Annotated in this window: 20 protein-coding genes; all 20 read right to left on the reverse strand. The window is 50.9% G+C overall.

Going from position 1 to position 24,687, the window contains the following annotated elements:
- Positions 1-148 precede the first annotated feature (148 nt).
- The 20 genes from M1D70_RS17475 to M1D70_RS17570 all read right to left on the reverse strand — a co-directional run bounded on the left by M1D70_RS17475 (position 149) and on the right by M1D70_RS17570 (position 24,661).
- Positions 149-2,422: an FIMAH domain-containing protein gene (locus M1D70_RS17475; RefSeq protein ID WP_456287480.1), complete on the reverse strand. Its 2,274-nt coding sequence runs from the start codon at positions 2,420-2,422 to the stop codon at positions 149-151.
- 281 nt (positions 2,423-2,703) lie between these two features.
- Positions 2,704-4,062 carry an extracellular solute-binding protein gene (locus M1D70_RS17480; RefSeq protein ID WP_456287481.1) on the reverse strand — a complete coding sequence of 453 codons (1,359 nt, stop codon included), beginning with the start codon at positions 4,060-4,062 and terminating at the stop codon, positions 2,704-2,706.
- A gap of 197 nt (positions 4,063-4,259) precedes the next feature.
- Positions 4,260-5,189 (reverse strand): dihydrodipicolinate synthase family protein, encoded by a 930-nt coding sequence (locus M1D70_RS17485; protein WP_456287482.1) that lies wholly within the window; start codon positions 5,187-5,189, stop codon positions 4,260-4,262.
- A gap of 40 nt (positions 5,190-5,229) precedes the next feature.
- Positions 5,230-6,198 (reverse strand): phosphoglycerate dehydrogenase, encoded by a 969-nt coding sequence (locus tag M1D70_RS17490; protein ID WP_456287483.1) that lies wholly within the window; start codon positions 6,196-6,198, stop codon positions 5,230-5,232.
- A complete protein-coding gene (locus tag M1D70_RS17495; protein ID WP_009589490.1) occupies positions 6,198-7,025 on the reverse strand; it encodes a carbohydrate ABC transporter permease in 828 nt (275 codons plus the stop codon). Before M1D70_RS17495 ends, M1D70_RS17490 begins: the two co-directional genes overlap by 1 nt.
- A 13-nt stretch (positions 7,026-7,038) precedes the next feature.
- The gene (locus tag M1D70_RS17500; RefSeq protein ID WP_433940189.1) at positions 7,039-7,965 is read right to left on the reverse strand and encodes an ABC transporter permease subunit; all 927 of its coding nucleotides are present in this window, start codon (positions 7,963-7,965) and stop codon (positions 7,039-7,041) included.
- A gap of 107 nt (positions 7,966-8,072) precedes the next feature.
- Positions 8,073-9,398: an ABC transporter substrate-binding protein gene (locus tag M1D70_RS17505; RefSeq protein ID WP_456287484.1), complete on the reverse strand. Its 1,326-nt coding sequence runs from the start codon at positions 9,396-9,398 to the stop codon at positions 8,073-8,075.
- A gap of 203 nt (positions 9,399-9,601) precedes the next feature.
- Positions 9,602-11,248: a response regulator transcription factor gene (locus M1D70_RS17510; protein WP_456287485.1), complete on the reverse strand. Its 1,647-nt coding sequence runs from the start codon at positions 11,246-11,248 to the stop codon at positions 9,602-9,604.
- Complete coding sequence (locus M1D70_RS17515; RefSeq protein WP_456287486.1) at positions 11,226-12,962, reverse strand: sensor histidine kinase; 1,737 nt, start codon at positions 12,960-12,962, stop codon at positions 11,226-11,228. Before M1D70_RS17515 ends, M1D70_RS17510 begins: the two co-directional genes overlap by 23 nt.
- Before the next feature lie 33 nt (positions 12,963-12,995).
- The gene (locus tag M1D70_RS17520) at positions 12,996-14,303 is read right to left on the reverse strand and encodes an ABC transporter substrate-binding protein (RefSeq protein WP_456287487.1); all 1,308 of its coding nucleotides are present in this window, start codon (positions 14,301-14,303) and stop codon (positions 12,996-12,998) included.
- 220 nt (positions 14,304-14,523) lie between these two features.
- A complete protein-coding gene (locus M1D70_RS17525) occupies positions 14,524-15,465 on the reverse strand; it encodes a copper amine oxidase N-terminal domain-containing protein (RefSeq protein WP_456287488.1) in 942 nt (313 codons plus the stop codon).
- 151 nt (positions 15,466-15,616) lie between these two features.
- Positions 15,617-16,438, reverse strand: a complete 822-nt coding sequence (locus tag M1D70_RS17530) for a GNAT family N-acetyltransferase (protein WP_456287489.1) — start codon at positions 16,436-16,438, stop codon at positions 15,617-15,619.
- Positions 16,439-16,479: 41 nt separating this feature from the next.
- Positions 16,480-17,970: an arylsulfatase gene (locus tag M1D70_RS17535; RefSeq protein WP_456287490.1), complete on the reverse strand. Its 1,491-nt coding sequence runs from the start codon at positions 17,968-17,970 to the stop codon at positions 16,480-16,482.
- 137 nt (positions 17,971-18,107) lie between these two features.
- Complete coding sequence (locus M1D70_RS17540; RefSeq protein WP_456287491.1) at positions 18,108-18,953, reverse strand: hypothetical protein; 846 nt, start codon at positions 18,951-18,953, stop codon at positions 18,108-18,110.
- Between the two features lie 118 nt (positions 18,954-19,071).
- Positions 19,072-19,764 (reverse strand): aspartate/glutamate racemase family protein, encoded by a 693-nt coding sequence (locus M1D70_RS17545; RefSeq protein WP_456290456.1) that lies wholly within the window; start codon positions 19,762-19,764, stop codon positions 19,072-19,074.
- Positions 19,765-20,036: 272 nt separating this feature from the next.
- Entirely contained in the window at positions 20,037-20,690 is a 654-nt protein-coding gene (locus M1D70_RS17550) for a M48 family metallopeptidase (protein ID WP_456287492.1), read from the reverse strand.
- A 61-nt stretch (positions 20,691-20,751) separates the two neighbouring features.
- The gene (gene hprK / locus M1D70_RS17555; RefSeq protein WP_456287493.1) at positions 20,752-21,669 is read right to left on the reverse strand and encodes an HPr(Ser) kinase/phosphatase; all 918 of its coding nucleotides are present in this window, start codon (positions 21,667-21,669) and stop codon (positions 20,752-20,754) included.
- A 112-nt stretch (positions 21,670-21,781) separates the two neighbouring features.
- A complete protein-coding gene (locus M1D70_RS17560) occupies positions 21,782-23,155 on the reverse strand; it encodes a hypothetical protein (RefSeq protein WP_456287494.1) in 1,374 nt (457 codons plus the stop codon).
- A gap of 126 nt (positions 23,156-23,281) precedes the next feature.
- Positions 23,282-23,611 carry a chaperone CsaA gene (gene csaA, locus M1D70_RS17565; protein ID WP_009593710.1) on the reverse strand — a complete coding sequence of 110 codons (330 nt, stop codon included), beginning with the start codon at positions 23,609-23,611 and terminating at the stop codon, positions 23,282-23,284.
- 174 nt (positions 23,612-23,785) lie between these two features.
- The gene (locus tag M1D70_RS17570) at positions 23,786-24,661 is read right to left on the reverse strand and encodes an arylamine N-acetyltransferase family protein (protein WP_456287495.1); all 876 of its coding nucleotides are present in this window, start codon (positions 24,659-24,661) and stop codon (positions 23,786-23,788) included.
- Between the last annotated feature and the right edge of the window lie 26 nt (positions 24,662-24,687).

The following is a 24,687-nucleotide window of genomic DNA, read 5'->3' on the forward strand; positions in this document are numbered from 1 at the left end:
GCTGTGTTGATAGGTTCTCTCTTCTTTTCGCCCAGAGGAAAGCACTTGCATCGCAGGAACAAAAAAGTCGCCAGATTGGCGACTTTTTGTTATGAATAATCCCTTATGGTTAGGGGAGGTACAACCTACCACCATATCCTTGATTCAATCAGGACCATCCATCAATGAACGCTTGAATGCGCTGCTCCACTTCCGAATGCTTCTCTTCGGTAATCCCGCCGATTTTAGATTTATTCAGGTGCTTGAGCGCATCATTCAGGTGTTTCACCGCCTGTTCCTGCTTCCCTTGCTTCTGCTTCAGCTCCGCCTGTTTGAGCGCATTGCCGATCTGTTGGCTCAGCGGATGGCTGATATCGCCTTGTTGCTTCCAGGACTGAATATCGTCCATCAGAGACCCAATCGTATCCGATGCTGCAGCATCCGACACTTCAATCTTCATCAATCGCGTATCGTTCGTGTAATAAATATCCCCGTCGTGTCCAAGATTCACATGCTGGGATTCCGCCAGCGTCTGATGCTCCATCGTTTCCGGGTCAACCACGGTGACGTGACCGGCAAGCGTCAGATACATGAGGCCGTCCTCGCTCCAGCGAATATACACCGGACGCCAGTTGCCGTATTTCTCCACGCCTTCGTAAATCGTTTTGCTTTTTACGATTTCCTGGGTATCCGGATCTACGGCAAAGAGCGTTCCGTCGTAAGCCGCCCACAGCAGTCCGTCCGGACCGAAGCTGGTTCCGCTAATAATATGCGGCGTAGGAGAAGCACCTTCAATAGAAGGAACCCATTCCTTCTCCACCTTGCCCGTCGCGATATCCCAGACAAACATTTTGGCAGCCGGTTCGGAAGGAGTGATGCCCAGCCCGCCAGCAACGGTGGTTGAGCCATATACCTTGCCGTCTTTTACCGCAATGCCGACAATCGATTGATTGTTGATGACGTTCTTGTATTCGGTGTACTGGCTGCCGTTCGCCGGATCATAGATCGTCAGGGAGCCGCCCAGCTTGCCGTAGTCCGGAATGGTGCCGATGAACAGTTTACCTTCCGCTGCTCTCATGATGAACGGACGGTCCTGACCGGTAATTTTGAACAGGCTCTTGCGCTGGGTCGGATTCTCCGCATTGTATTCGAAAATATCCGCACCCGGATATACGCCCATATACATCTTGCCGTTCATGGCGACCATGCCCTCTGACTGACCCATCGGGAAGGTCTCGAAGGTTCCGGTGTGGATGGAATACGCGGACCCCGTGCCGCCAGGGTAACCGCTGATAAACAGCCGTCCATCCGGACCGTTCTCCATGGTTTGAACAGGAATCGGATTGCCTTTCACCGGATAAGGTACGGCTTTGACCTGCTTGGTCGTCAGATTCATGTAAGCGACGCTGCCTCCGAATTGAACGGTTGCAAGCGAAACACCCGGAAGATCCGGATCGTTCGGCACCTCCACCCAGGCCGTATTGCGCAGGAACGTTCCGTACACGACGCCGGTGTCAACAGCAGCAAGGGTATTCAAATCCACTTCCATCAGATGGTTATTCTGGACGAAATAGATTTTATTGCTGCCCTCCGGCCCGTAAGAGAGGCGGATGCCTTTATTGTTCAGATGGTAGGTATCGCTCCATTGCTGCAGCTCAAGGTCATAGAACAGAAGCCCGCTGTTGCCTTTGCCGATGCCGGCAACCAAATATTTGCCCGCAACGTCCAGCTGGTTCACCATGCCGATGTCTACCGCTCCGTTATAGGACGGAAGCTGGATGGTTTCCTTCTCCCCAGTCGCTACGTCCACTTTTACAATGCTGCCTTCAATCCCGATGCCGACGTACAGATATCCGCCATGATATGCCGTGGAACGGCTGTAGCTTTGGCCCGTGCCTACGATGCCGTAGTCCTTCATTTCCCCTGTAGCTGGATCGTAGCGGCCCGCTTTCGCATTCGGGTAAGAACCGAAGTAGACACGACCCTGTTCATCGTGGGACAGGCCGTACACAACCTGCTCACCGATGCCGCCCAGATTTTTCAGCTGTTTCGTGACCGGAGAGTAGGCGTACAGCGTGCCGTTGCCTCCGATATACACCGTGCCGTCCGGGGTCGTCAAATGCGTCCACGAGCTTTCGGAACCCGTTAGCGGATGCGTGCTTAGCACCTCTTTAGTTTTGAGATCAATGACATGAAAAATAGCCGGCTTGCCGGACACCGTCGTATAAATAACCTCCCGTCCGTCCTGTATGCCAAAGGCCCCGTCATATATGGCAACGCTCTGCATCGGGGAGCCCAAATCGATAGGGTCGCTGTAGGTTTTGCCGATTTGCGCCGAGGCGCTTGTCGAGAAGAAAACCGTAGTCAGCAATGTGACGCAAATGGCGAGACATAGATGACGGAGTCCCTTCTTCGCTAGAGGTTTGCTGTGGGTAACGTTCATTAATTCATCCTCATTTCTGGTATGGAATGTACTGCCGAAATCAATCAAATGGACCGATCTATAAGGGCAACTCGAGCGTTTACCTAGCAAGGATCGCGGCATCCCTCCTCCGTTATGAAGTGTTGTTCATGCTTCTCTGGTATTTATGTAGTTCATATGTTTGCAAAGAATTTAGCATACACCCCCATGTCTGTCAACTGGTTCTTATCTGGTTATTCATAGAGAAAACGATAACTCAAAAAAAAGCGGCGACCTCATTGGTCGCCGCTTTCGTCCCCACTCTAGGTCCCTGCCGTTTTCCTGCTCAGCAGCACGGATATCAGTTCCCCTTCGTCTACAAGGTAGGAGAAATATTGCTTCAGCCGTTCCCGGAACAGCAGCATCTCGTCCAGGCTAAGTCCTACATCTCTGCAGGTCTTATACAGCGGGGCAATTTCTCGGTGCAGATTGAGGCGGGACGGCCGTCCCTCCATCTCCGGATCTACGTTCTCGGTGATGTAACGGTTCGCCGGAATGCTGTAAGTATGCCTGCGAATGTATTCCTGCACTTCGTCAGAGACTAGGAAATCGGCAAAGCTCTGAGCCAGCTCCCGCTCCTTGGAGCACGCGCTGACCCCGATTCCGGTGCCCAATAGAAGGGTTGTCCCATGATCAAAATGCGGCAGAGGCGCCACGTCATACTCAAAGGTGGCTTCCTTCAGCTGGTTGAGCAGATAATAGGTCGTCAGAATGACAGAGACCTTTTGCTCGCGGAACAGCTTCTCTGCTTCAAAAGCGCCTTGGGCCAAGGCCAGCGGGAACATGCCGTCCTCGTGAATCAGTCCGCGAAGCCAAGACAGCCCCTCGACCGCACGGCTCCACGAAGCATCGATCTCCGCATTGCCCCTTCGCTGCATGAGGAATATCGGCCAGCGGTTCAACGAGTACAATTGCAGGGCCAAGCTGTAGCGCCCGGGGCTTCTCAGCTCACGCAGCATTCGCTGGAGATCGTCCCAGCCCCAACTGCTGTCCGGCTCGAACTGGCGCTTTTCCCGCAGATGCACTTTATTGTAGGCCAAGAGCACGGGAGAATGAATGAACGGCTGCGCCGCCAGCCGGCCTTCGGCATCCATGAACGGGCCGTGCAAAAAAGTATATGTAGACGCGCGCGGCTCTTGACGATGAAACAGACCGGTACTGCCGTTCTCCTGAAAATGCATCATATCCTGGATGTTGACGGACAGCACATCCACAATGCCAAGCCTCATCAGATTGGCGATGCTTTCCGGATGTTCGTAGGGAAGGTCCACAATCTCCACAGCTATCTCCGGATGCCGCTCATGATATAAGGCGAGCACATATTCCATTTCGGCCTCTGCATATAGGGAAGGGTACAAACCGAAACGAATCTTACGGGTTTGCCGGGAAGCTGCAACTACTTGGGTGCCTACGCGGGGCACTTTCACGATCAATTCTTCCTGAACCAGCTGATCCAGCGCCTGCCGGACGGAATTTTTGCTCAGTCCATACAGCTCGATCAGGGTCATCTCCGATGGTAGATATTCGCCTTGAGCGTAAGTGCCGCGTTTAATTTGTTGGCGCAGGTCGGTGACCATGTGCTTCATTTTATTTTGATACGTATACCGGTCGGACTTAGCCATATGAGACCACCTTTATTTACCATAACTGGTTTGCTGCATCAATCCATTCTTATAGTATAATCACTCTTCAGCTCGTTTGGCAAAATGAAATCCTGTGAAGGCTGTATCCGGGCAGACAATCTTGAATTAACAATACTACAAAAAAAAGCCGCCATGATAGGCGACTTTACACTTCAACGTATTTTTCCGATATCGCTTTAAGCCAAAATGGGATACTTCCGGGCATATTGTTTGGACACCCGGTATAATTGCTCGATCTCCAGCCGTTGGGTGGCACTGAACTCCTCATGATTTCTCGAACGGCAGCGATAGTTTGTCAGTATGCCCTCCAGCATGAGGTAATACTTGGCATTCACCGGGTAGAGCTGCTTCTCAAGAAATGACGACACACTGAGAAAATCAGACAGTTCCCCTGCCGCTTCCGGTTGGCTTTCCCAATTCCGGAACAGCCATGTATACAGCTCGGGGTGGAAGTTGGCCATCACGCCGCTGAAGCCGAAAGCGCCGAGCCGGTAGCTGTCCAGAAGCGTCGCCGTATTGGCGTTGAAGATTTTCAGACTTCCGCCCCGGACCGCCTTGAGTTTATCCCCGATCAGCTGAAGGTCGCAGCTCACGTCCTTGATAAACCGGAAGCGTCCGGTATCGGAGCATTTCTTCAGCATCTCGGGCGTCAGAAGCCGCCGATACGGGGCTGGACACTCATACAATCCGAGGGGGACGTATTCTGGTAATCGCCCGAGCAGCTTATCGAGATTCGCCAGCCACACATCATCGGATTCCTCGGCAGCTGCGAGCCTGTTCGTGATTAACACGACGGCGTCGACGCCGGTTTCCGCCATGGCGTTCAGCTCCGTTGCTTGATCCTCAAACGCATCTGATACATGACCCGATGCAATGACCGGTACCCGGCCGGCAGCCTTCGCTTTGACGAAGGCTGCGATCAATACGCGCTCCTCCAGAGTCAAAGTATACATTTCGCTGGATTGACATACGGCAAACAGGCCGTCGGCTCCCCGGTCGATATACCAGTCGATAAGCCGCTCCAAGGCCTCGTAATCCACTTCGTTCTGCTCCGTGAACGGCGTTAGCATAACCGGCCAATTGCCGTCGGTAATGATCTGATACATTTGCGTCCCCTCCTGAATGGTTCGTATCATTGGTTGTACATTATCCTTTTGCAGTCAGTATATTTGGCGGTTCCCTTCCTTCGAATATATCCAGCAATGCCTGAGCGGTAATCATGCTGACCCGCGTGTACGTCTCGAAAGTCTCGGCTGCGGTGTGCGGCGTCGTTATCAGGTTCCCGATCTGAAGAATCGGATGGTCAGCGGATACGGGCTCGGACTCGTAGACATCGATGGCCGCCCCGGCGATGACTCCGGACAACAGTGCCCGGGAAAGCGCCTGTTCATCCACGACGGCTCCTCTCGCGGTGTTAATGAAAATGGCGGATGGTTTCATCCTGGCAAAAGCCTTGTCATTCATAATATGGTGCGTCTCTTTCAAGCTGGGTAAATGCATGCTGACGATATCGCTATGCGCCAGCACCTGCTCGAAAGTTGTCATTGTAACGCCGTATTCCGACGCTTTAGCCGTATCTGGATATTTATCATAAGCGATAATTTCGACATCAAAGCCCTTCAACTTCTTCGCGGTGAGCTGGGCGATATTCCCGAACCCTAGAAGGCCGATTGTTCCACCAGCAAGCTCGGAGCCGACAAAGCGTTCCCAGCTGCCGTTCTTCGTCGATCGATCCAGCGCGGGAATGTGCCGACGGACCGAGATCATCAATCCGATCGCCAGCTCGGCTACCGCGTTGGCATTGCCTCGAGGTACATTGGTTACTTGTATTCCGTATTTCCTTGCAGCCTCCAAATCGATATTGTCCACGCCAACGCCGAAACGGGCGATGCCTTGAAGCTGCGGCGCAAGCTTGAATATCTCCTCATTCCAAGTGTCCACGCCGGCAATGACGCCGTCGACCGATCCCACCACTTCCTTCAGTTCCTCGAACGTTAGCGGACGTCCGAAACGATTCTCGATGATCTCGCATCCATGGCTTTCGAGCAGCCGCTTCGCATCCGCGCACAGTTTGGAGTAATTCGTAGCCGTTACTAACACTTTCTTCGCCTTCATTATTTAACTCCTCCTACCGTCATTCCGCTTACCATATATTTTGATGTAAACAGATACATCACGATGACCGGAATCGATGCAATAATCGAGCCACCCATCAGGGGTCCCCATGCGAAGACGTCGCCGACGATCATATCCGAAAGTCCCAGCGTGATCGTCTTGTCAGCGCTTTTTGTGACAACAACCAAAGCATACAAATATTCGCTCCAGCACAACGTGAACGAAAAAATGAAGGTAGCCGCAATGCCTGGAGCCGATAACGGAAAAATGATCTTGGTCATCGTACGGATTCGCGAACATCCATCGATCATGGCCGCTTCCTCGATTTCGTCCGGGATGGATTTAAAATAGGAAATGAGCATCCACGTAGCATACGGAATCGTGATCGTCGGATAAATCAGCATGAGGCCGTAAATGGAATTGTTGATGCCGATGGCCGTCACCAGCATGTACAGCGGGATAAACAGAACGGCTCTCGGCATCAGGTACGCATAGAGAATGCTTTTGGAGATGAAGCTTCTTCCTCGAAACCTGAGCTTGGAGATCGCATACGCAGCCAGCATGCTGACCGTGATCGAGAACAAGGATACGATCAATGAGACGAACATGCTGTTTTTGATATTCGTCATAAAGCCCTTTTCGTTGATCAGCTTATCGTAGGCGGTTCCGAGAAATTCCTTCGGCCAAAACGTAGGCGTCATGGAATAGATCTCTCCGTTGGATTTGAAGGAGGTGATCACCATCCAATATAAAGGGAAGAGCGCGAATATTAGCAGCAGCGCGAGCGTCGAGTATACCGTAATTTGCTTGCCGAGCGAATTCTTCATTTAAGATCACTCCTTACTTGTCGGACGCCAGCGAACGCTTGGTCACATAATGGATCAGCATGATCAGCGGCGGCAGCGTAATGAGGGAAATCGCAATTGCTTTGCCGAGACTCATGTTCAGAAAGCCGACGGTATAGCTAAGCGTGGATAGCACCTGCGTGCCGTTGTCCGGGCCGCCGCGTGTCAGCAGCCAGATAATCTCGAAGTCGTTCAGCGTCCAGATGGTGGTGATGACGGAAGACAGAATGGTCACTTCTTTTACCGAGGGGAGCGTCATGTAGAAAAAGCGCTTAATCGCTCCCGCTCCATCCAGCATAGCGGCTTCATACATCTCTTTGGACACCGTCTGCAGGCCGGCCAATATGGCAATGCCCATGAACGGAATGCCCCGCCACACGTTGACGAGAATGACCGAGAACATGGCCAGGTCCGGTGTGGCCAACCAGCCGACGGGACTGTCGATGAGCCCTGTTTTGAGGAGCATGGCATTCAGCACGCCGCCGACGTCGGAATAAATCCACTGCCAGGTAAATACGGAGACGATCGTCGGAATGGTCCATGGAAGAAACAGCATCACCCTGAAAAAGTTTCGAGCAACGATATTCTCGTTGAGCACGAGCGCCATAATCATCCCGAACACCGCTTTCAAAATGACGGCCACCATCGTAAAGACAACCGTATTCCATACCGCCTTCCAAAACACGGAATCGGTAAACAGCTCCGTATAGTTTCGCAGGCCGATGAACGTTTCGGGAACGCCGACCACTTTATTCGTCAAGCTAAGATAGACCGCCCAGCAAAAAGGGAGCGCCATGACAGCCAGCAAATATATTAGCACCGGACTCATGAGAAGATAAGCCAGCCTGCTGCTCGTATCCCCTCGTTCCATTCTAGGTGCCCGGGTTTTCTCCGGTGTTGTTTGGACTTCCAAGCTTTTCATTGAGAGCACCTTCTTTCTGGCGCCTCAGGCTCATCCGCAGCCACGGACCTTGCATCGATGCTTGTATTCGGACTGCGGAGCCTGTTGCGCGCGGTTAAGTCATAACCCTACTTCGCGTATACCGCCTCGATCTTGCTCTGTAATTCGTCCACAGCTTGTTGAGCCGTGAAGCCGGAATCCAGAAGCATCTTTTGGAAGACGTCGTTGACATATCGAAGGTTATAAATCTCTCCAGCCTTCGGGCTATACTCCGCAGGGTATCCAAGGAAAGCGAAATGTGCGATGGAGTCGACGAATCCTTTGTTCTTCTCCTCCTGCCATACGGATTCGTTTGCCAGGTCCGTATAAATCGGACCGGTCAATGGAGCTCCATTCTGCACCCACTGGCCGTACCACGCTTTGTCCGTCATATATTCGATGAAGGATTTGGCAAGCTCCTTGTTCGCAGAAGCCTTGAATATGCCTAGATTGTTGCTAATGCCAGGCACTACCGCTCCCTTCGGTCCTGCGGGCAGCATGGCGATCCCCGTATTCTCGTACAATTCGGGATTATCGTTCTTGATCGTCGCAGCCAAGCTGCCGACGTTGAAGATCATGGCCGATTGGCCGCTTAAATACGATTTGTTGTTGCCGCTGTCATCCCATCCGATGGAGCTTGGAGGCGTTACCTTATCTTCGATGAAAATGTCCCTGATCAACTGAACCGCCTGAAGAGTTTCGGGCGTATTCACCGCTACATTCTTGCCGTCCTCGGTATCGAGGGAACCGCCATAGGACCAGATGATCGCCCGGGTCAGCCATTCGGCATCGGAATTGCCTTTCCCGTACCCGAGTCCTGCGCCGTATATCCCTTTGGAAGAATCCGTGAGTGCCTTCGCCATTTCGCGGAATTCCTCCCAGGTTCCAGGCGGCTCGCTGTAACCGGCTGCCTGAAGCATGTCCTTGCGATAGTATAAAGCCGTGGACTCGGTCCAGAACGGCACTCCGTATAACTTGTCCTCGAACGTCACGGAGGTTTTCAGGCTGTCCTGTATTTCCCCGTTTGTGTTCTCCACGCTGCCCACAACATCGGTAACATCCTCAAGAACGTCCTTGGCATAGAATTGACCGACTTCCTGGTAGCCGAAGAAGGAGACGTCCGGTGTAGTACCCGATTCGATGGCTGCCGACCATTTCGGATAAAAGTCCTCGTACGCAATAAACTCCACGTTGACATTCACGCCATGCTCTTCCCCGAACTGTTTTGCCCTCTCTTGGATCATCTGGTTTTGCTCTTCGAACATCTGCTTCTTCATCCAGAATGTCAGGGTTTCCTTGCCAGGCTCGGCATTCCCTGATCCGCTGCCAGCCGTTCCCCCTTCGCTGCATCCTGCCATCAATATCATGACTAAAGCTGCCGTTACCCATCGTATGGAGTTTTTCTTCATCTTCATCATCTTCACCCCTCAGCATATAGTGGAATGTCCTTACACCATTCATTGTAAGGGCTTCATAAACTGGGTTAAATGATATAGGCTTAACATCCGCTCTCCTTACTTAACATGATGCCGCAATCGAAAGCAGCGCCGAATCAAACAAAAAAAGCCCGATTCCAGCCCAAATGCATGGCTGAAAACGGACGGTATTACAGGCTTTATTACGGCATTCCGGTTTCCAAGCTCTTTCGGTATTCTTGCGGCGTCACGGAATAATACTTTTTGAACACCCGAATAAAATAGTTCGGGTTGTGGTATCCCAGCTTCAGGGCAATCTCGAAGTTCTTCAAGGAGTGGTCGGCCAGCAGCTCGGCCGCTTGCTCCATTTTCAACCGGAGCACATAATCACTCACGTTGAATCCGGTCTCCAATTTAAAGAGGCGGGACACGTGAACCGGATGCATATACATATGGTCCGCGATGGCTTGCAGGGAAATATCCTGAGACAGATGATCCCGTATGAACCGTTTCATCCGGGATACGGCAGCGCTCCGGTCGCTGCGCGTTGCCTGTTCGGCGCTTGACTCCAGAAGAGGCAGAACTTGGCCCACCCATTTGCCGAGCGTGGCCGCAGTCGTGCATTGCGAGAGTCCCGTTACATCCGCAAGGGACGCTCCGACGATATCGGCAAGACTGCGTCCGTTCTTGTGCGCATATGCGCTTAGCGAGGAATATATAAAGAAAAAGGCTTCGATTACATGCTCTTGCGATTGGCTGTGCGCGAGCGACAATTCCTTCAGGATCTGCTCAAGTTTCTCTTGGATTTGCTTCCAACTGCCGGATTCCAACAGATGATGGAGCAGCGGAGGCTCATAACATTTTTGCAAGGAACGGACCGGATGCAGCTCCTCCTCATCTTCTGCGAAAACGAACATATCACTGTGGCTGCCGATATGGCGGCGCAAAGCGAAAAGACTGTCTTGATACAGCTTTCGGACATCTTCCGGGAAGGAACCTCGCTTTCCTATCAGGACGGAGATTGTTCCTTTCAGGTAACGGCTGACGTTCATCTGCAGCTGTGCAGCGAAATGCTTGAGCTCATTCTCCTCCGTATGCTCATAAGGGTGCATCCTAGCCGCCGAATCATCGCTTTCAAAAACAAAAAAGACGAGATATCCATGTATGTCCCTGCATCGCCACAATCGAAACCGTTCCCCGAAGATCTCGTCCGCCATGTTTCCGATCGCGTACTCCATGATGGAGGAGTCATAGGGGCTCATTTCCGTCAGACGGTCCTCCATACGTACAAGCATCAAAGCCGCTTGGTTTCCGATGGCGGATTTCATTTCAAGCAGCTCCAGTTTTTCGGCCCAAACGTTCTCTGGTGATTTCATGCCTTGAAGCAGCTGATTCAGGAATTCGCCTCGAATATGTGGAAGATTAACCCGAAAAGCCTGAACCGCGCGATGATAGGTTTCGCTGGATTCACGCTCCTGCCGCAGCGATTCCACTGCTCCGCCTACTTTCTCCAGAACGACTTCGTCGCTGACGGGTTTTAGCAGGTACTCATAAGTGCCAAGCGTAATGGCTTCCTTCGCGTATGCAAAATCGGCATACCCGGACAGCAGGATCGTTTTGACATTCTTCCATTTCGATTTCGTGATCTCGACAAGCTCGAGACCGTTCATCCGCGGCATCGTGATGTCGGAAATCATGATGTCGACCGGCTGCGTCTGCAGTATTTCCAGCGCTTCGAAAGCGGAGTATGCCTTGCGCACCTCCTCGATCCCGATTTTCTGCCAAGGTATCGTATGCGCAAGCCCCTCTACCACGCTTGCTTCGTCATCAACGATCAGCAATGTATACAACGTTATCCCTCCCTTCCCTACTCGGTATTTCCCAGCATATTTCCACGCGAAGTCCTCCTGACGGCGATTCTGAAAAGGTCAAGCCCGCATGTTTGCCGTACCGGGTGACCAGTCTCTGATGAATATTCCATAGACCGAATCCTCCGCTTTCGTTCAAAGGCTCTTCGACCTGTCGATTCAACTTGTCGATGATGCCTACGTCCATGCCCTGGCCGTTGTTGTCAATTCTGATCCTGCATCGACTCCCTTCGATTTCACCGGAAATATGAATCATCGCGAAATCCAACTGATCCTCAACACCATGGATGACGGCATTCTCCACGATAGGCTGAAGCAGAAGACGCGGAATCTCGAGCTGCATCATGTTGTCAGGAACTTCGATCTCGAAGGTTAGTCGCTGAAGCCGCAGCATCTGAATCGTTAAATAATTGTCAACCAGCTTCACTTCCTCTTCAAGGGGCGCGGTCGGTTTTTCCAGTCGCGTCGTGTACCGGTAATACTCCCCCAAGTTCAGGGCCATGGCCACGACAGCTTCCTTATCGCCAAGATTGGCCATGTTTTTGATGTAGAACAGGCAGTTATACAGGAAGTGAGGGTTAATTTGCGATTGGAGCTGCTTAAGCGTGGCTTCCTTGGATCGCAAAGACTCTTTGTACACCCGTTCGATGAGCTCCTCGATTTGCTCTGCCATGTTGTTGAAGGAGTGAAACAGATACATGAATTCGTTCTTCGGCACATCCTTCAGGCGCGTCATGTATTGACCGTCCCTGATCCTTCTCACCGCATGAAGCAGGCGGGAAATCGGACGCTGCACATTACGGTACAACAACAAGGTCAGCAGTAAGACAAGAACAAGCAGGAGCGATACGGAAATATAAAAGAGGGCGCTGCTTAAGGTGATCGGGGAATATACGCTGTCCAGCCGGACGAAATCCACCAGATACCAGCCCAAACTGCTGGACAAGACGTAATTCATTACATATTTGCCCCGCCCCGATTGCACGATTCGGCTGCCCTCTTCCCCAAGCTGCAATTCGTTCAAGGTGCCGGCGGCCATTTGTATCGTTTCTTCGACCGATGTGCTGTTGGCAATAACGGTTCCGTCAGGTGCATACAGGAATGGCTCGCTGTCCCCGTCCTGTTTCAACCGATTCAGCATATTGACCAGATTCTGGTCGGTGAAACGGACCTCCACGATCAGATCCTGCGTAGAAGCGGACGTTCTCATCCAGCTAAAAAAAGCTTGTCCTTGCGAATCCCGATGATAAGTCCAGTTCCGCTTATGGGCATGAGCCAAATATTCGGCATCATACCTTGCCGACAAGTCGGTTGTCAGCAATTCACGATACTGCGTCAGGTACATTAGGATTTGGCTGTCCCAGCTGCTAGTTGCAATCTGCATGTTCAACATATCCGTGATCCGCTGCTGGCTGTCGATTCGTTCCATGGGAGTGCTATCTGAGCGCTCCGCCAGATAACTCTTAATCCCGTCATCATTGCTCGCGATCACCGAATATTTCGTCAGCTGGTCGATCATGGTGTCCATCTGACTCATGAAAAACGTCAGTCGGTTCCGCTGGCCCTCCTCCACAGCCGAACGGACGACGTTGATGCTGACCTGATGGGAGTAGGCATACAGCAAAATAATGGGAATAACCAGGACCGCCAGCAATGTCGTAAGCTTCGCAAACGTACTTGTTCTTAACCGCTTCATCAAATGCATACCCCCGTGTCAGAGCGATTCGCTCTACTTCTCGCTGTCGATCAGTTCTTGCAATTGGACGTTTGCCGACTCCGCGGCAGCTCCGACATCTTCACCGATAAGTCCCTTCACCACGATACCGCCGATAATGTCCCGTGCTTCCTTCACGTGAATGACTTTTGGACGGTCGTAGCTCATTCCGATCGGAATGGATTCATTGATCACCGGAATCAGCTCATCCGGAAAGCCGGAGATTCCTTCCTTGTCATGCCACAGCGAGCTCCGTGCTCCCGGATTACCGATCTTCTGGGCTTGCAGCACCATGTCCTTGCCCGAAGCCCACTCGATGAAAGCCCAGGCTGCATCCTTGCGGGCAGAATTCGCATTGATGCCAATGGCCCATGCAGTGGTGCTGTACGGCTTGCGACCGGCATCACCTGCCGGAAAGAGCGCATACCCGATCTTCTCCTTAGCTAATCCCGATTGCGCTAGCAGGGAGTAGATCGCGCTGGCATCGGTGAAAAATACCGCCTTTCCTTGCGCAAAGAGATCTGCGGATTGCGGCCAGCTGTAACTGAGCGCATCGGGCGGTCCATAGTTTCCGAGCAGCCTAACGTATCGCTGAATCCCCTTGAGCGTTTCCTTTGTGTTCAATGCCGCTTTATCTGCGCTTAGAAAATTACCGCCCTCGGAGTATACAAATGACGATAGCTGGGTTACGAGAGCGCTTCGCTGCCCTCTAGCGACAAATCCGTACATGCCATGCTCGGGATCATGCACCTGTTTAACCGCTGCTTCCAGCTCTTCTAAGGTCTGCGGGACTTCGATCCCCTTTTTCTCAAGCAGGTCCTTGCGATAGTATAGAATCTGCTGCTCCGTCGATAGCGGGACGGCAAGCAGCTTCCCGTTCACCGTTACCGATTCCAGCGCCGTTGAAGAGAAATCGGCGAAGTCGTAACGCGGGTCCGATACGGCATACGATTCCAAGGGCGTTAACCAGCCGTTATTCTCATACAGACTTAGCTCTTCCAACGGCCGGATCATGAACACATCGGGACTTTCGCTACCTACCGTCATCTGTACGAACATCTTTTGGCTGAGCTGCTCATTGGTCAACGCTTGAAAATCCACCTTGATACCCGTCTGCTTCTCAAATTCGGGAAGATGGGCGCGAAGGATGTCCGCAACCGGATTTTTAGCCATATATGCGGTAATCCGCACATTGTCAAACGGGCGTTCCGGTTGGTGAGACATTCTGCTGTCGGCCCCGTTCCTCCCCGCCATGCATCCGGCTGCCGACACCATGATGACGACAATCCATAACACCATGCAGAAACGTCCTGCAAACTTCATAACTTCCCCTCCTGTCAGTCGGTCATAAATCGATATTAAAGCGTTTACAATGGAGAAGACACTGAAAAAATTTAACATATGGTATACATATTTAGCCTTTCATGCATGGCGCTAATTCTCATTCAGCATTACGACAGACGAAATGGCCTTCTTTATCAAAGACTTTATGAATAGAAAAAAGCCGCTGATCTCATTCCGGATTAGCGGCTTAGAAATTCACCTATTCTGCTTTCTCTTCATAGACAACAACGGTCTGACTTTCCGATTCCCACTTGACGGTTGCATTCAAGGCCTCGCTTATAAAGCGTACGGGCACATACGTATTGCCCTTGGTAACAGTAGCTGGGGCATTCAGCGAAATTTTCTTGCCATTGACGGTCGCTGTTTTACTGCCGACCAGGAGTTGGATGCTCACTCCGTCCTTCGAGACGGTGATGGAGCGCTTTTCAGGATTCCATATAACCTCGGCCTCCAAAGCCTCGGCTATGGCGCGAAAAGGAACATATGTATTGCCTTTTTTAACAAACGGTTCGGTGTCCGAAGCTTCGCCGTTCACATACAGCTTAACTCCATTCTTTTTACCCGCCTTTTCACTGAGCTTTCCCATGGTTTTGTAAAGATCCAGGTTTTTAAAATTGGCTTTGATGGCTTCTTCTTGCAAATATACGGCTTCAGTCACGCTGCCGTTTGTTTCGAGCATATCCGCCGCCGCTTCTAACGCCTTGTCCTTTTCAATAATGGCCTCAAGCTGTTTTTGTTGCTCGTCCGTTAACTCGGCCGCATATTCGGTAAGCAATATATTGGCTAGAACGGCGCCTGCCGGTTTATCCTCAACGTTTTGAATGGCATTTAGTAAACCTTTGTATCCTTTGTGACCATTGTTCTTGGAATCGACTTTATCGGAGGAAGGATCGTTTGTTTGCTCTGTTTCCGGCGTTGTGGATTCCTGAGCTTGGTCTTCTACTTGGCTGGACTTATCAGAGGACTCGACTTCCTCGGTTTGCAACTTGTCATTACGAGTTTCTTTTTCTTTTGGTCCTTTTGGCGATGCCGCGTTACTTGTCTTGCCGGGGGGCGTGTTGCTTGGTTTGGCTGAGATCGTGCCTGCGGCGGTCGCAAACATCAGGGCCGCGCTGGTTAGCAGGATGACTGTTTTTTTCATGATAATTCCTCCTGAATGATCAAATATGCATGCTCCATTCTTTATCGGCAGAAAAAATAGACCTCAATAGATCATCGATAAGATTTGAATGATGCCGTGAAAATCAAAAAGCCGCCATGACGGCGACTTTTCTTGCACATCTATTTTGTTATCATCTGCATTCATATTGATAATAATCTTGTGCGTGCACTGCTTGAAATCCAACCGACTCGTATAACCTCAGCGCATTGTCGTTTTTCGTTTCGACTTCCAAGTGTACCGAGTATCCGGCAGAGCTCTGTTCCTTCACGATTCGTCGCAACGCTTTTCTGCCTATTCCCCGGCCTTGATACTCTGGCAATATGGAGAAACCATAGATCCACGCCTGCCCCTCTTCGCGGCTGATTCGAAGCTTCCCGACCGTTTCTTCGTTTACGTCAATCATGAACATACCCGTATTATCAGCAAAATGATGGCTCTCCATCGCTCTGGCATCCTCTTCGTCCAATCCGAATGCTTCCACGGATAAGCGCACGCTTGTTTCATAATCTTCCCATGTTGCCTGCCTCAGAAGAATACCGTCCGAATCCTCAAGCGGCATTTCCTGCCACGTCATTTGATGCTCCGAAAAAGAATGCTCCGCACCTAGTTGATGCAAAAAAGCCTTAGCCGCATCGGATCCCGCTGGCGCGTTCAACAAGATTTTCTTGTATCCGGCGAGTTTTACCTGTTCCATTCCGAGATGAAACAATCGCTGGAAATGCCCCTTTCGTCGTTCGGCAGGCTTTACCATGCCGCATACTTCGACGGTCGAGCCAAAAGGATATAGCCCTAGAAACGCTACAAGTTCCTTTTCCTCATAATGAAAAAAATCCAGATTCCCCATGTTGCGTTCTCTGAGCATTTCCCAATTCAGCTTTAATTGGACATGGTCATGAAGTTCGCACTCGGCTTGCAATCGCTCAATGTCGTTTAGCTGTTGTGTCGTTAGCATGTTATCTCCTAATCGGTTCTGAATGTAATTCTGGTCTCGTGCTATTTCAAAATATGGGATAATACGGCTACCGGCTTTCGGCCGGTGATCAGCTGCTGGCCATCCGTATAACCCTCTTCGCGTCCCTCAAGCTCTTGGATGAGGGCCGAACGCCAATACCGGATTCGTTCCTGCCGATCTTCGTCCCCGATCGCGTTGTGCAGCTCATTGGGATCTTCAACCAGATCGAAGAACTGCTCCTTGCCCGTTTGGGAGAACCAGATGTATTTCTCCTTTCCGTTGGTAACCCAATGATTGGACTGAAGCCCTTGAGCGTGCTCTCCATGAAGATGGGGACGCCAATCCTGCTTGCTTCCTCCATCCCTTCCTGCTGACGCTAGTCTCCAGATGCTCTCGCCTTCGACCGTTTCCGGTATAGGCACGCCGGCCGCTTCCAGCAGCGAGGGCATGATGTCCCTCATTTCCACGACATGATCTGAAACCGTGCCGCTCTTCAGGCCTAAACGGTTGCCGGGATCGTTGACGATAAACGGCACGCGGGTGCTGCCTTCGTACGGAAGAGACTTTCGGAATAAATGATGGTCCCCCAGCAGCTCGCCATGATCGGAAGTAAACAGGACCACCGTGTTGCCTAGCTCCCCATATTCGTTTAATGATTGCAAAAAACGTCCGATTTGGTGATCGATATGCGTGATCAGGGCGTAATAGGCAGCCATCGCTTTACGCAGACGGCGTTTCGGGACCAGCCCCCGCCCCGTTATAGGGGAGTATCCTGCAAGATCCGGGTCCTCCGTCTCCGCCCAATCGCCAACCGGCGGCTCCGGAATATCGACATCCTCATACAGATCCAAGTAGGCCTGCGGAGGGTCGAACGGAGGATGCGGCCTGACGAATGACATCCACAGGAAGAACGGCTTCCCGGGGTCCCGTCGCCGCAAAAAATCAATCGACTGCGTTACCACCCAGTTGGTTGGATGCTGCATTTCCGCCAAATGCCAAGGACGAGCGACGGTTGATGAATTGCAGTCCAAACCAAGATCGGTCATATCGGCGCCCGGCACCCTCTCGCGGAGCCACTGCAAGTAATCGTCAACTTGATCGTAATGCTCCTGCATCGGAATGCCGTGGTTATTGCGGTTGTGATGCAGGTAACCATCGTGAAGCATTACGTTGTGGAACCCCAGCAAATTGCGTGCAGGGTAAACATGCATCTTACCGATACACTGCGTGTGATAACCGGCTTTAGCCAATTCCCCAGGCAGCGTCTCCTTGTAATTCCACGGGACGCAGTCTTGATAGCCGACGCGGCCGTGAACGCGCTGCGATTGGCCGGTGAAGATCGCCGCTCTTGCAGGTACGCAGGTGGGTGTGGCAGAATACGCACGGCTGAACCTTACGCCGCTCCTTGCAAGCTCGTCCAGATTGGGCGTTTCCACCACAGGGTGACCTGCTATGCTAAGGCAATCAAAGCGCATCTGATCGACCGTAATGAGCAGCACATTCGGCCTTCCCTGGCGTTGAGTCGAATTCATCATATTCCCTCCTCGGCATAATACTAATATCTATTTGATCATACCTTGTTGCTGAGGGTTGTCAATTGCTCTGGGATTATCCGTACCGTCCCCGGATGAATTACGACGGTTATGAATCCACCAATCCTTACTCTGCTTTACTTCTCCGTTACGTCTACGTTTTTGCCATAGGCCTCAAGCTGTGTTAATGCCGGAAAAAGCGCCTCATCGCCTTTGATCAATCGTTTGAGGACTAACCATTCCACTTTGCGGGGTTGGATATCAAAATACTGGATGCTTCGGCTTTTCACGGGATAGAGCTGCTCCGTTGAACCGTCGGAGAATGCAATCGTGACTTCCTTCCACCAGCTGTCATGAGGGAAATCGCCGCGTAAAACAAGACCGATCCGGTCAAGCTCAACCGTTCGCCCGAAATCCAGCGTCAGCTCCGCATCCGCCTGCTGGTTAATTCCCCAGGATTGATACGGATAGGAGCCGTGATTGCAGTTGGCATAAATGCCGTCGATCGCATTGCGTGCAAAGAAGGTAGGATCATTTCTGGTTTCCACGTTGGCGTGAGCATGCGGGTAAGCGTTGGAATCATGCTTCTGGTCATGGGTATTCAATGCCAGATTTCGATATTGGGTAATTTCGCTTTCCGCCGCATAGCGTACCGAAACATAATGTTTTGTCCCCGTAAATGCCTTCTCTGGATAGGCTTGCTTGAACGACAATGGAATTTCGTATTCCCAGCTGGTGCCCTTGACATATACCAGGGACGGAAAAAGTGCCTCATCCAACTGAACCACCAAATACCGATTCGGGTGCTCCGTCGTAATTCTAAATTTGTCGCCGGCGGCGTACTCCAGCTGTTGACAAGCCAGATAAGTGAAATCCTCGTCTTCCCGCTCCATCACGCGGTCATGGGAGGATTGCGAATGACGGTCACCTTCCACCCTCACATTCTGTTCACGATTCAGCAATTCAATTTTGATTCTTGGCATGATCCTTCTCTCCTTGTTCAAGACATATAATGAACTCAAATGGATTTATATGAACCCATATGAACATTATACATCGAACGAAACGAACAGCAACTCCCACGACAATAAACATCAAGGATTATTTTTCAAGTGCAAATAGAGCTGCTGTTGTTCCATGAATCTGAGTCGTATCAAAAACAGGGATATTCGTATCTTCCTGTTTAATAAGAAGACCAATCTCTGTACAGCCAAGTATGACTCCCTGGGCACCTTGCTTCTGTAATTGGTTGATCACACGCAAATATTCGTTCTTGGATTGTTGAGAAATAATACCCAAGCACAATTCGTCATAAATGATATGGTTGATAAGTAGTATGTCATCTTCATCAGGAATCAGGACATGAATGCCGGCTGCAATCAGTTTTTCCTTGTAGAAATCCTCAGTCAGCGTGTATTTGGTTCCAAGCAAAGCTACGTGATCTATGCCGCTTTCTATGAGCTTCTTCGAAGTGGCATCTGCAATATGAATAATGGGAATACGGATTCTTTGCTGAATGATTGGAGCAACCTTATGCATCGTATTGGTGCAGATTACGATAAAATCCGCACCACCCCTTTCAAGGTTTACGGCAACATCTCCTAAAATTTCTGCGCTCTTGTTCCAATTCCCAACGGCCTGGCATTCTTCGATTTCTTGGAAGTCCACGCTGTATAACAAAATTTTTGCGGAATGCAGTCCACCTCGTTGTTCCTTTACGACCTCATTTATAATCTGATAGTACATCACGGTGCTCTCCCAGCTCATGCCTCCGATGAGTCCAATTGTTTTCATCATTGCCTCCGTAAGATTCATTTTTTCTGTGTCATTACTCTAATGTAAATAGATGTCATGATCAACGCAAGCAGCAGCCATCATAACCGGTCGACAAGACGGCAGTCGTGCCGAATACCAGGAATCCGTTAATCATAGTGAGCAGCTGCCCTGGCGCCTACGCTGCCAGTGGATCATGGAATCAGATCAGCCGATCAGCATCCACTCAAAAAAAAGGACACTGCCCAAATCAGGCAGTGTCTTTACTCTCTCTATGACTCATAATCCATGCATTACAAAGTCATGGCATGTCCATATTTCGCAAGGAAGGCTTCCTTATCTTTGTAGTCCTTCATCACGCTGCCGACGCATCGCCAGAAGGATCGGTCATGATTCATATGCAAGAGATGACAGAGTTCATGAATGACCACATAATCAATGACCTCGATGGGCGCCATCGCGAGGCGATAGTTGAAAGTGAGATGCTTCGCCGAGCTGCAGCTGCCCCATTTCGTTTTGGACTCCTCGATCATGAAGGATCTCGGCGTGACTTTCAGCTGCTTCTGATAAATTCGGATGCGTTCCGAGATCACCTTCTTGCAGCTTGCGAAGTAAAATTTCTTCAGATCCCGTTGAAGCTCCTCTTCCGCTCGCCCGTCCGTCTCGATTAACTCATGAAGCGAATAATACTGCCCAAGATGAAGGAATTTGCCCTCATCCTCGTATGCCTTGACCTTCGGAGCCGTTCGGGCTGCCTCGATCTCTTGCAATTGCTTCACGATTTTACTCCCATGCCGCCTTACGGCGTTGATCACCATCTCATCGCTTGTACGATTCGGTGCCTTCACCGTTACCAAACCCGATGGGTGGACATGGATCGATAGCTTTTTGCGTGGACCGTATTCTACATGACATTCGATTTGTTGTTCTCCTACTTGGATTTTCATCTATCACCAACATCGTTTCCGTAAGTTTTTTATTATCAGATGGCGGAAAGTCGTTTAAGCCTCACGATTGCATCTCGTTTTCGATTCGTTTCATAAAGTCTTCGGCCGCACTGTAGCCGAGTTGTTTAAGATACCAATTGTTGGCCGCCGCCTCGATCAGACTGGCTACGTCGCGCCCCGGCTGTAGCTGAACCTCGATATGAGGAATTTGGATGCCTAGATATTCCGTAAATTGAGGCACGGCCTCCAGCTCGTTGTTTAGGGAATTTTCACGCCAAGGCACCAATTCAATGTCGAGCACGATTCGTGTCTCATCTTGAAAAGCCGTGCGCCCGTATTGACGCACCACATTGATCAACCCGATGCTTCGCAGCGCCAGAAACTCCCGGGTTGTCTCATTATGCGTTCCAAGAAGAGTCGAAGGGCCCAGCTTTTTGAGCACCACGATATCGTCCGCCACAAACCGGTGGCCCCGGCGGATAAGGGTGTGGGCCGTTTCGCTTTTGCCAATACCGGATTTCCCCCGGAGCAGGATCCCAATGCCGGATACATTCACGCACACCGCATGGATCGACATCTCCGGAGCCAGCGTCTTCACCAAATAACTGTTCAACTTGGCAATAAACTCCGTTGTCGTCTCGGTTGTCCTCAACAACGGTATGCCTTCCTGATTGCAGAATAGAGTCAGATAAGGGATCTCCTGCTGTCCTGAGGTGACAATAAAGCACGGCGGGTGATATTTGACGATATTCCCGATATGCAGCTTGCGTTCTTCTATGCTAAGCGTCAATAAATAGTTAATCTCCTTACGGCCGAGCACCTGCACTCGCTCCATCGGGAAAAAATCGAAATACCCGACAAACTCCAGACCCGGTCTGTGCGTTTGCGGACGGGTAATCATTCGATCCATGCGATTGGCGCCAGCAAGCACTTCCAAATGAACTAACTCCGTAAGACTTTGAACGGTGATCGACTTCATGTTGTTCTCCTCCTGCGGCTATAAGTGTTCCTGAAAAGGCCTGATCATTATTGCAGCATTCGGATATATTCAACGGCCGGCGGGCACTTTCCTGCAACTTATTGCTCAAACGCTAGATGAACGACAGCCTCGCGCCGATTTGACGGATATGGTTAACGTCTGCCCACAAGATGAAATATGGGTAGAACATTTCCCCGATTTGGACAGGGCTTGGATATCTCACAATAAGGGCTGCTTGGTTATTCATCTCCGTTGGCTGGTCAGCTGAAGGATAAATGAAGCACGCTTCTTGATTTTGTATCATAGCAGGGACAATCCTTGGAGAAGAACCGTAAGGCATTAATGGATGAAAAGCTTCGGAGCTGCATACATCGGCAATCCGGTCGCCGGACGAAATCGCGGATACCTGGAAGAAACCGTCGAAGCCCTCGTATCTCTCTTCACTGACCGGCCGCCAATTTGCGGGATACGGGAAGGACACCCGGTATACAAGGCTTGTGAACATGCTTTTCGGAACTTTTCTGCCGCCTGGGGACCATTGCAAGGCAGTAATCCGGCCTCCGCTAACGACGTTCATCGGCATCTGTTCCCTGATATCGACGATCCAAAGCTGACTAGCGAATTCTTCAACGGTGCACCCGGACAAATAGGCGATTTTGGCACCGTCCGGCGACCAATCGACGGGCGTGGCGAAACAGTTGGAAACTGCAACCGTCCTTTGATCCTGACCGGTACGGCTGTCAATCTGGATGAGCGAATAGTAATTTGGCTCGATGTAGGTTGTTGCGCTGTAAGCGATGCTTTTAGAATCAGGAGACCACACGGGAAAATAGTTTTTCGCGAGTGGGCCGCCTTCCAATGCATAGATGGTGCCGTTTGCCAAATCCACCGTCGAAATCATGGAGATGCTTGCTCCAGGGGATGTATACAGCGCGAAGGTTCCATCCGGGGAAATCCGAACGTCGTGGAGCGGTCCGTCCGTTAGATGTGTGATTTGTCTCCGTTCCGTGCCATCGGTCCGAATGCGGTAGAGCTGCATAACCCCGCCAGAATCAGGAGACGCAAATAGAAGCTCCATGCCCGAAGGGAACCACTGGGCATCCTTTGCTCCAGTCTCCGGGATGGAATAGCTTCGATGTGAGGCCGTATCATAAATGACGATCCGATCATTCTTGACATACGCCAAAGACCGGCTATCGGGAGACCAGTCCAGCAGCGTGTACGGTTCGATTTGATCAATTCTTGCTACTGTGAACGATAAGGTATCCAGCACATGGACCACATTGCCGATACCGATGAATGCGATTCTCCTCCGGTCGGGCGACCAATAGGGAACCGAAAATTCCGCGCCGAGCCCTTGAGTAAGTTGAAAATCAAAACCGTCCCGAGGGCGGTACAGCCATATGTCGAACGATCCGCCGCGGTTCGATGTGTAGGCAATCCACTCTTGGACGATACCATGGGAAACAGTTTGCAAAGCCAACATCCTCTCTTGAATCATCTGATACTTCAGATATATTCAAAGGAAGACGGTTAGGCGACCGTCCCGGAACGCATTTATGAGCAGAACTTCGCCATAAAACCGAAGCTTGGATCGGTAAATGGAATAAGCTTAAGCGATGGGCGTTCCATTCGGCAGATCGAAATCCGGCTTCAGAAGCACCACGTCCCCCTGCTCCGGTACGCCGCCGAGCACAAGCACCTCAGATTGATAGCCGGCAATGCGTCTAGGCGGGAAATTGACGACGGCCACTACTTGGTTTCCTACAACGCTATCCGCGTCATAGCGATTCGTAATCTGTGCACTTGTACGCTTGATCCCCAGCGGGCCGAAATCAATCTTCATTTTTATGGCGGGAACGCGCGCTTCCGGGAAAGGCTCTGCTTCCACGACCGTCCCGACGCGAATATCCAGCTTGGTAAAATCATCGATGGTTGCCATGCATTTAACTCCTTACAGGTAGGTTATGGAACATGTTCATGTGCTTAGCGACATGAAATTTAAGTACCATTTTATCACCTGGGGTTGCAGGCATTCAAGAGACAGATTGGTTTAGAACGTTCTACGACGAAGGACATCAGCTTAGGAGTCACACGAGATGCCGGATTGCCCCCTCTAAGATCGTTGATCTTCCAAAAGCCTCAACCATTTCTGATGCTGCTTGCACACCTTTGCCCAAATCAGATCCCGTTCTAGAATGGAATAGTTGACGAGCGGCTCGTTAAATACGTCCGCCAGGATCTCGAGCCACTCCGATTTCGACGAGACCTCTGCGGTGTCCAGAATGCTGCCGTTCCATTTTTTCCAAATGCAGCCTTTGAGCTCGTTCATGCCCACATCGTGCCGCTGCCTCACAACCAATAGATCCATCCAAGGGGATTCCGGCGATCGGCTGTAAAATTCATGATTTGTTTTAAATAATTCCAAGCTGTTTACAACCTCAGGCGCGTAATCTACCCCTACATAGGAATATTGGGGATCATGAATCAACCGCCAGCCCTGATCCGTTACGGAAGACGGCTCAAGCACGTACGTGAAAGGCCCCTGTACGTATTTCCCGAATTTCAATGGGATCGGCTCCCATGGCATATCCCCGAGACCAACGTCGACAACCCAAGACTCTTCTTCCCCAATCTCTACGTTCATGAGGCTGACCGTTAACCCGAGATGGAAGCCGTTAATCCGGGGCTCTTGTCCTAAGGGCTGTACGCCGGCCTTATGCCAACTAACCGCATACCCCAAGGCTCGAAGAAGAGCGGTAAAAGCTCCATTCAAATGAAAACAATAACCGCTTCGTTGATGGATCAGCAGTTGTACCGAATTTTGGATATCCATGGGAGTCGGTTTTCCGGCAAAAATATCCAGGGTCTGCCAAGGAATTCTTGCCACGTGCGCTTTATGCAGCTCGAATAAATATTCCTTTGTCGGAGCCTTGATTTCGGATATGCCTAATCGGTTCAAATACGCTTTTACCTCGCTATGCGTGATCATGGATAACCTGCTCTCCTTCTCCTGTT

The organism is Paenibacillus sp. AK002 (assembly GCF_053903045.1).

What these genes read in the sequence shown, in the direction of transcription:
- M1D70_RS17475 (WP_456287480.1), bottom strand. Translation starts at nt 2,422, where the DNA reads ATGAACGTTACCCACAGCAAACCTCTAGCGAAGAAGGGACTCCGTCAT.
- M1D70_RS17480 (WP_456287481.1), bottom strand. Translation starts at nt 4,062, where the DNA reads ATGGCTAAGTCCGACCGGTATACGTATCAAAATAAAATGAAGCACATG.
- M1D70_RS17485 (WP_456287482.1), bottom strand. Translation starts at nt 5,189, where the DNA reads ATGTATCAGATCATTACCGACGGCAATTGGCCGGTTATGCTAACGCCG.
- M1D70_RS17490 (WP_456287483.1), bottom strand. Translation starts at nt 6,198, where the DNA reads ATGAAGGCGAAGAAAGTGTTAGTAACGGCTACGAATTACTCCAAACTG.
- M1D70_RS17495 (WP_009589490.1), bottom strand. Translation starts at nt 7,025, where the DNA reads ATGAAGAATTCGCTCGGCAAGCAAATTACGGTATACTCGACGCTCGCG.
- M1D70_RS17500 (WP_433940189.1), bottom strand. Translation starts at nt 7,965, where the DNA reads ATGAAAAGCTTGGAAGTCCAAACAACACCGGAGAAAACCCGGGCACCT.
- M1D70_RS17505 (WP_456287484.1), bottom strand. Translation starts at nt 9,398, where the DNA reads ATGAAGATGAAGAAAAACTCCATACGATGGGTAACGGCAGCTTTAGTC.
- M1D70_RS17515 (WP_456287486.1), bottom strand. Translation starts at nt 12,962, where the DNA reads ATGAAGCGGTTAAGAACAAGTACGTTTGCGAAGCTTACGACATTGCTG.
- M1D70_RS17520 (WP_456287487.1), bottom strand. Translation starts at nt 14,303, where the DNA reads ATGAAGTTTGCAGGACGTTTCTGCATGGTGTTATGGATTGTCGTCATC.
- M1D70_RS17525 (WP_456287488.1), bottom strand. Translation starts at nt 15,465, where the DNA reads ATGAAAAAAACAGTCATCCTGCTAACCAGCGCGGCCCTGATGTTTGCG.
- M1D70_RS17530 (WP_456287489.1), bottom strand. Translation starts at nt 16,438, where the DNA reads ATGCTAACGACACAACAGCTAAACGACATTGAGCGATTGCAAGCCGAG.
- M1D70_RS17535 (WP_456287490.1), bottom strand. Translation starts at nt 17,970, where the DNA reads ATGAATTCGACTCAACGCCAGGGAAGGCCGAATGTGCTGCTCATTACG.
- M1D70_RS17540 (WP_456287491.1), bottom strand. Translation starts at nt 18,953, where the DNA reads ATGCCAAGAATCAAAATTGAATTGCTGAATCGTGAACAGAATGTGAGG.
- M1D70_RS17545 (WP_456290456.1), bottom strand. Translation starts at nt 19,764, where the DNA reads ATGAAAACAATTGGACTCATCGGAGGCATGAGCTGGGAGAGCACCGTG.
- M1D70_RS17550 (WP_456287492.1), bottom strand. Translation starts at nt 20,690, where the DNA reads ATGAAAATCCAAGTAGGAGAACAACAAATCGAATGTCATGTAGAATAC.
- hprK (WP_456287493.1), bottom strand. Translation starts at nt 21,669, where the DNA reads ATGAAGTCGATCACCGTTCAAAGTCTTACGGAGTTAGTTCATTTGGAA.
- M1D70_RS17560 (WP_456287494.1), bottom strand. Translation starts at nt 23,155, where the DNA reads ATGTTGGCTTTGCAAACTGTTTCCCATGGTATCGTCCAAGAGTGGATT.
- csaA (WP_009593710.1), bottom strand. Translation starts at nt 23,611, where the DNA reads ATGGCAACCATCGATGATTTTACCAAGCTGGATATTCGCGTCGGGACG.
- M1D70_RS17570 (WP_456287495.1), bottom strand. Translation starts at nt 24,661, where the DNA reads ATGATCACGCATAGCGAGGTAAAAGCGTATTTGAACCGATTAGGCATA.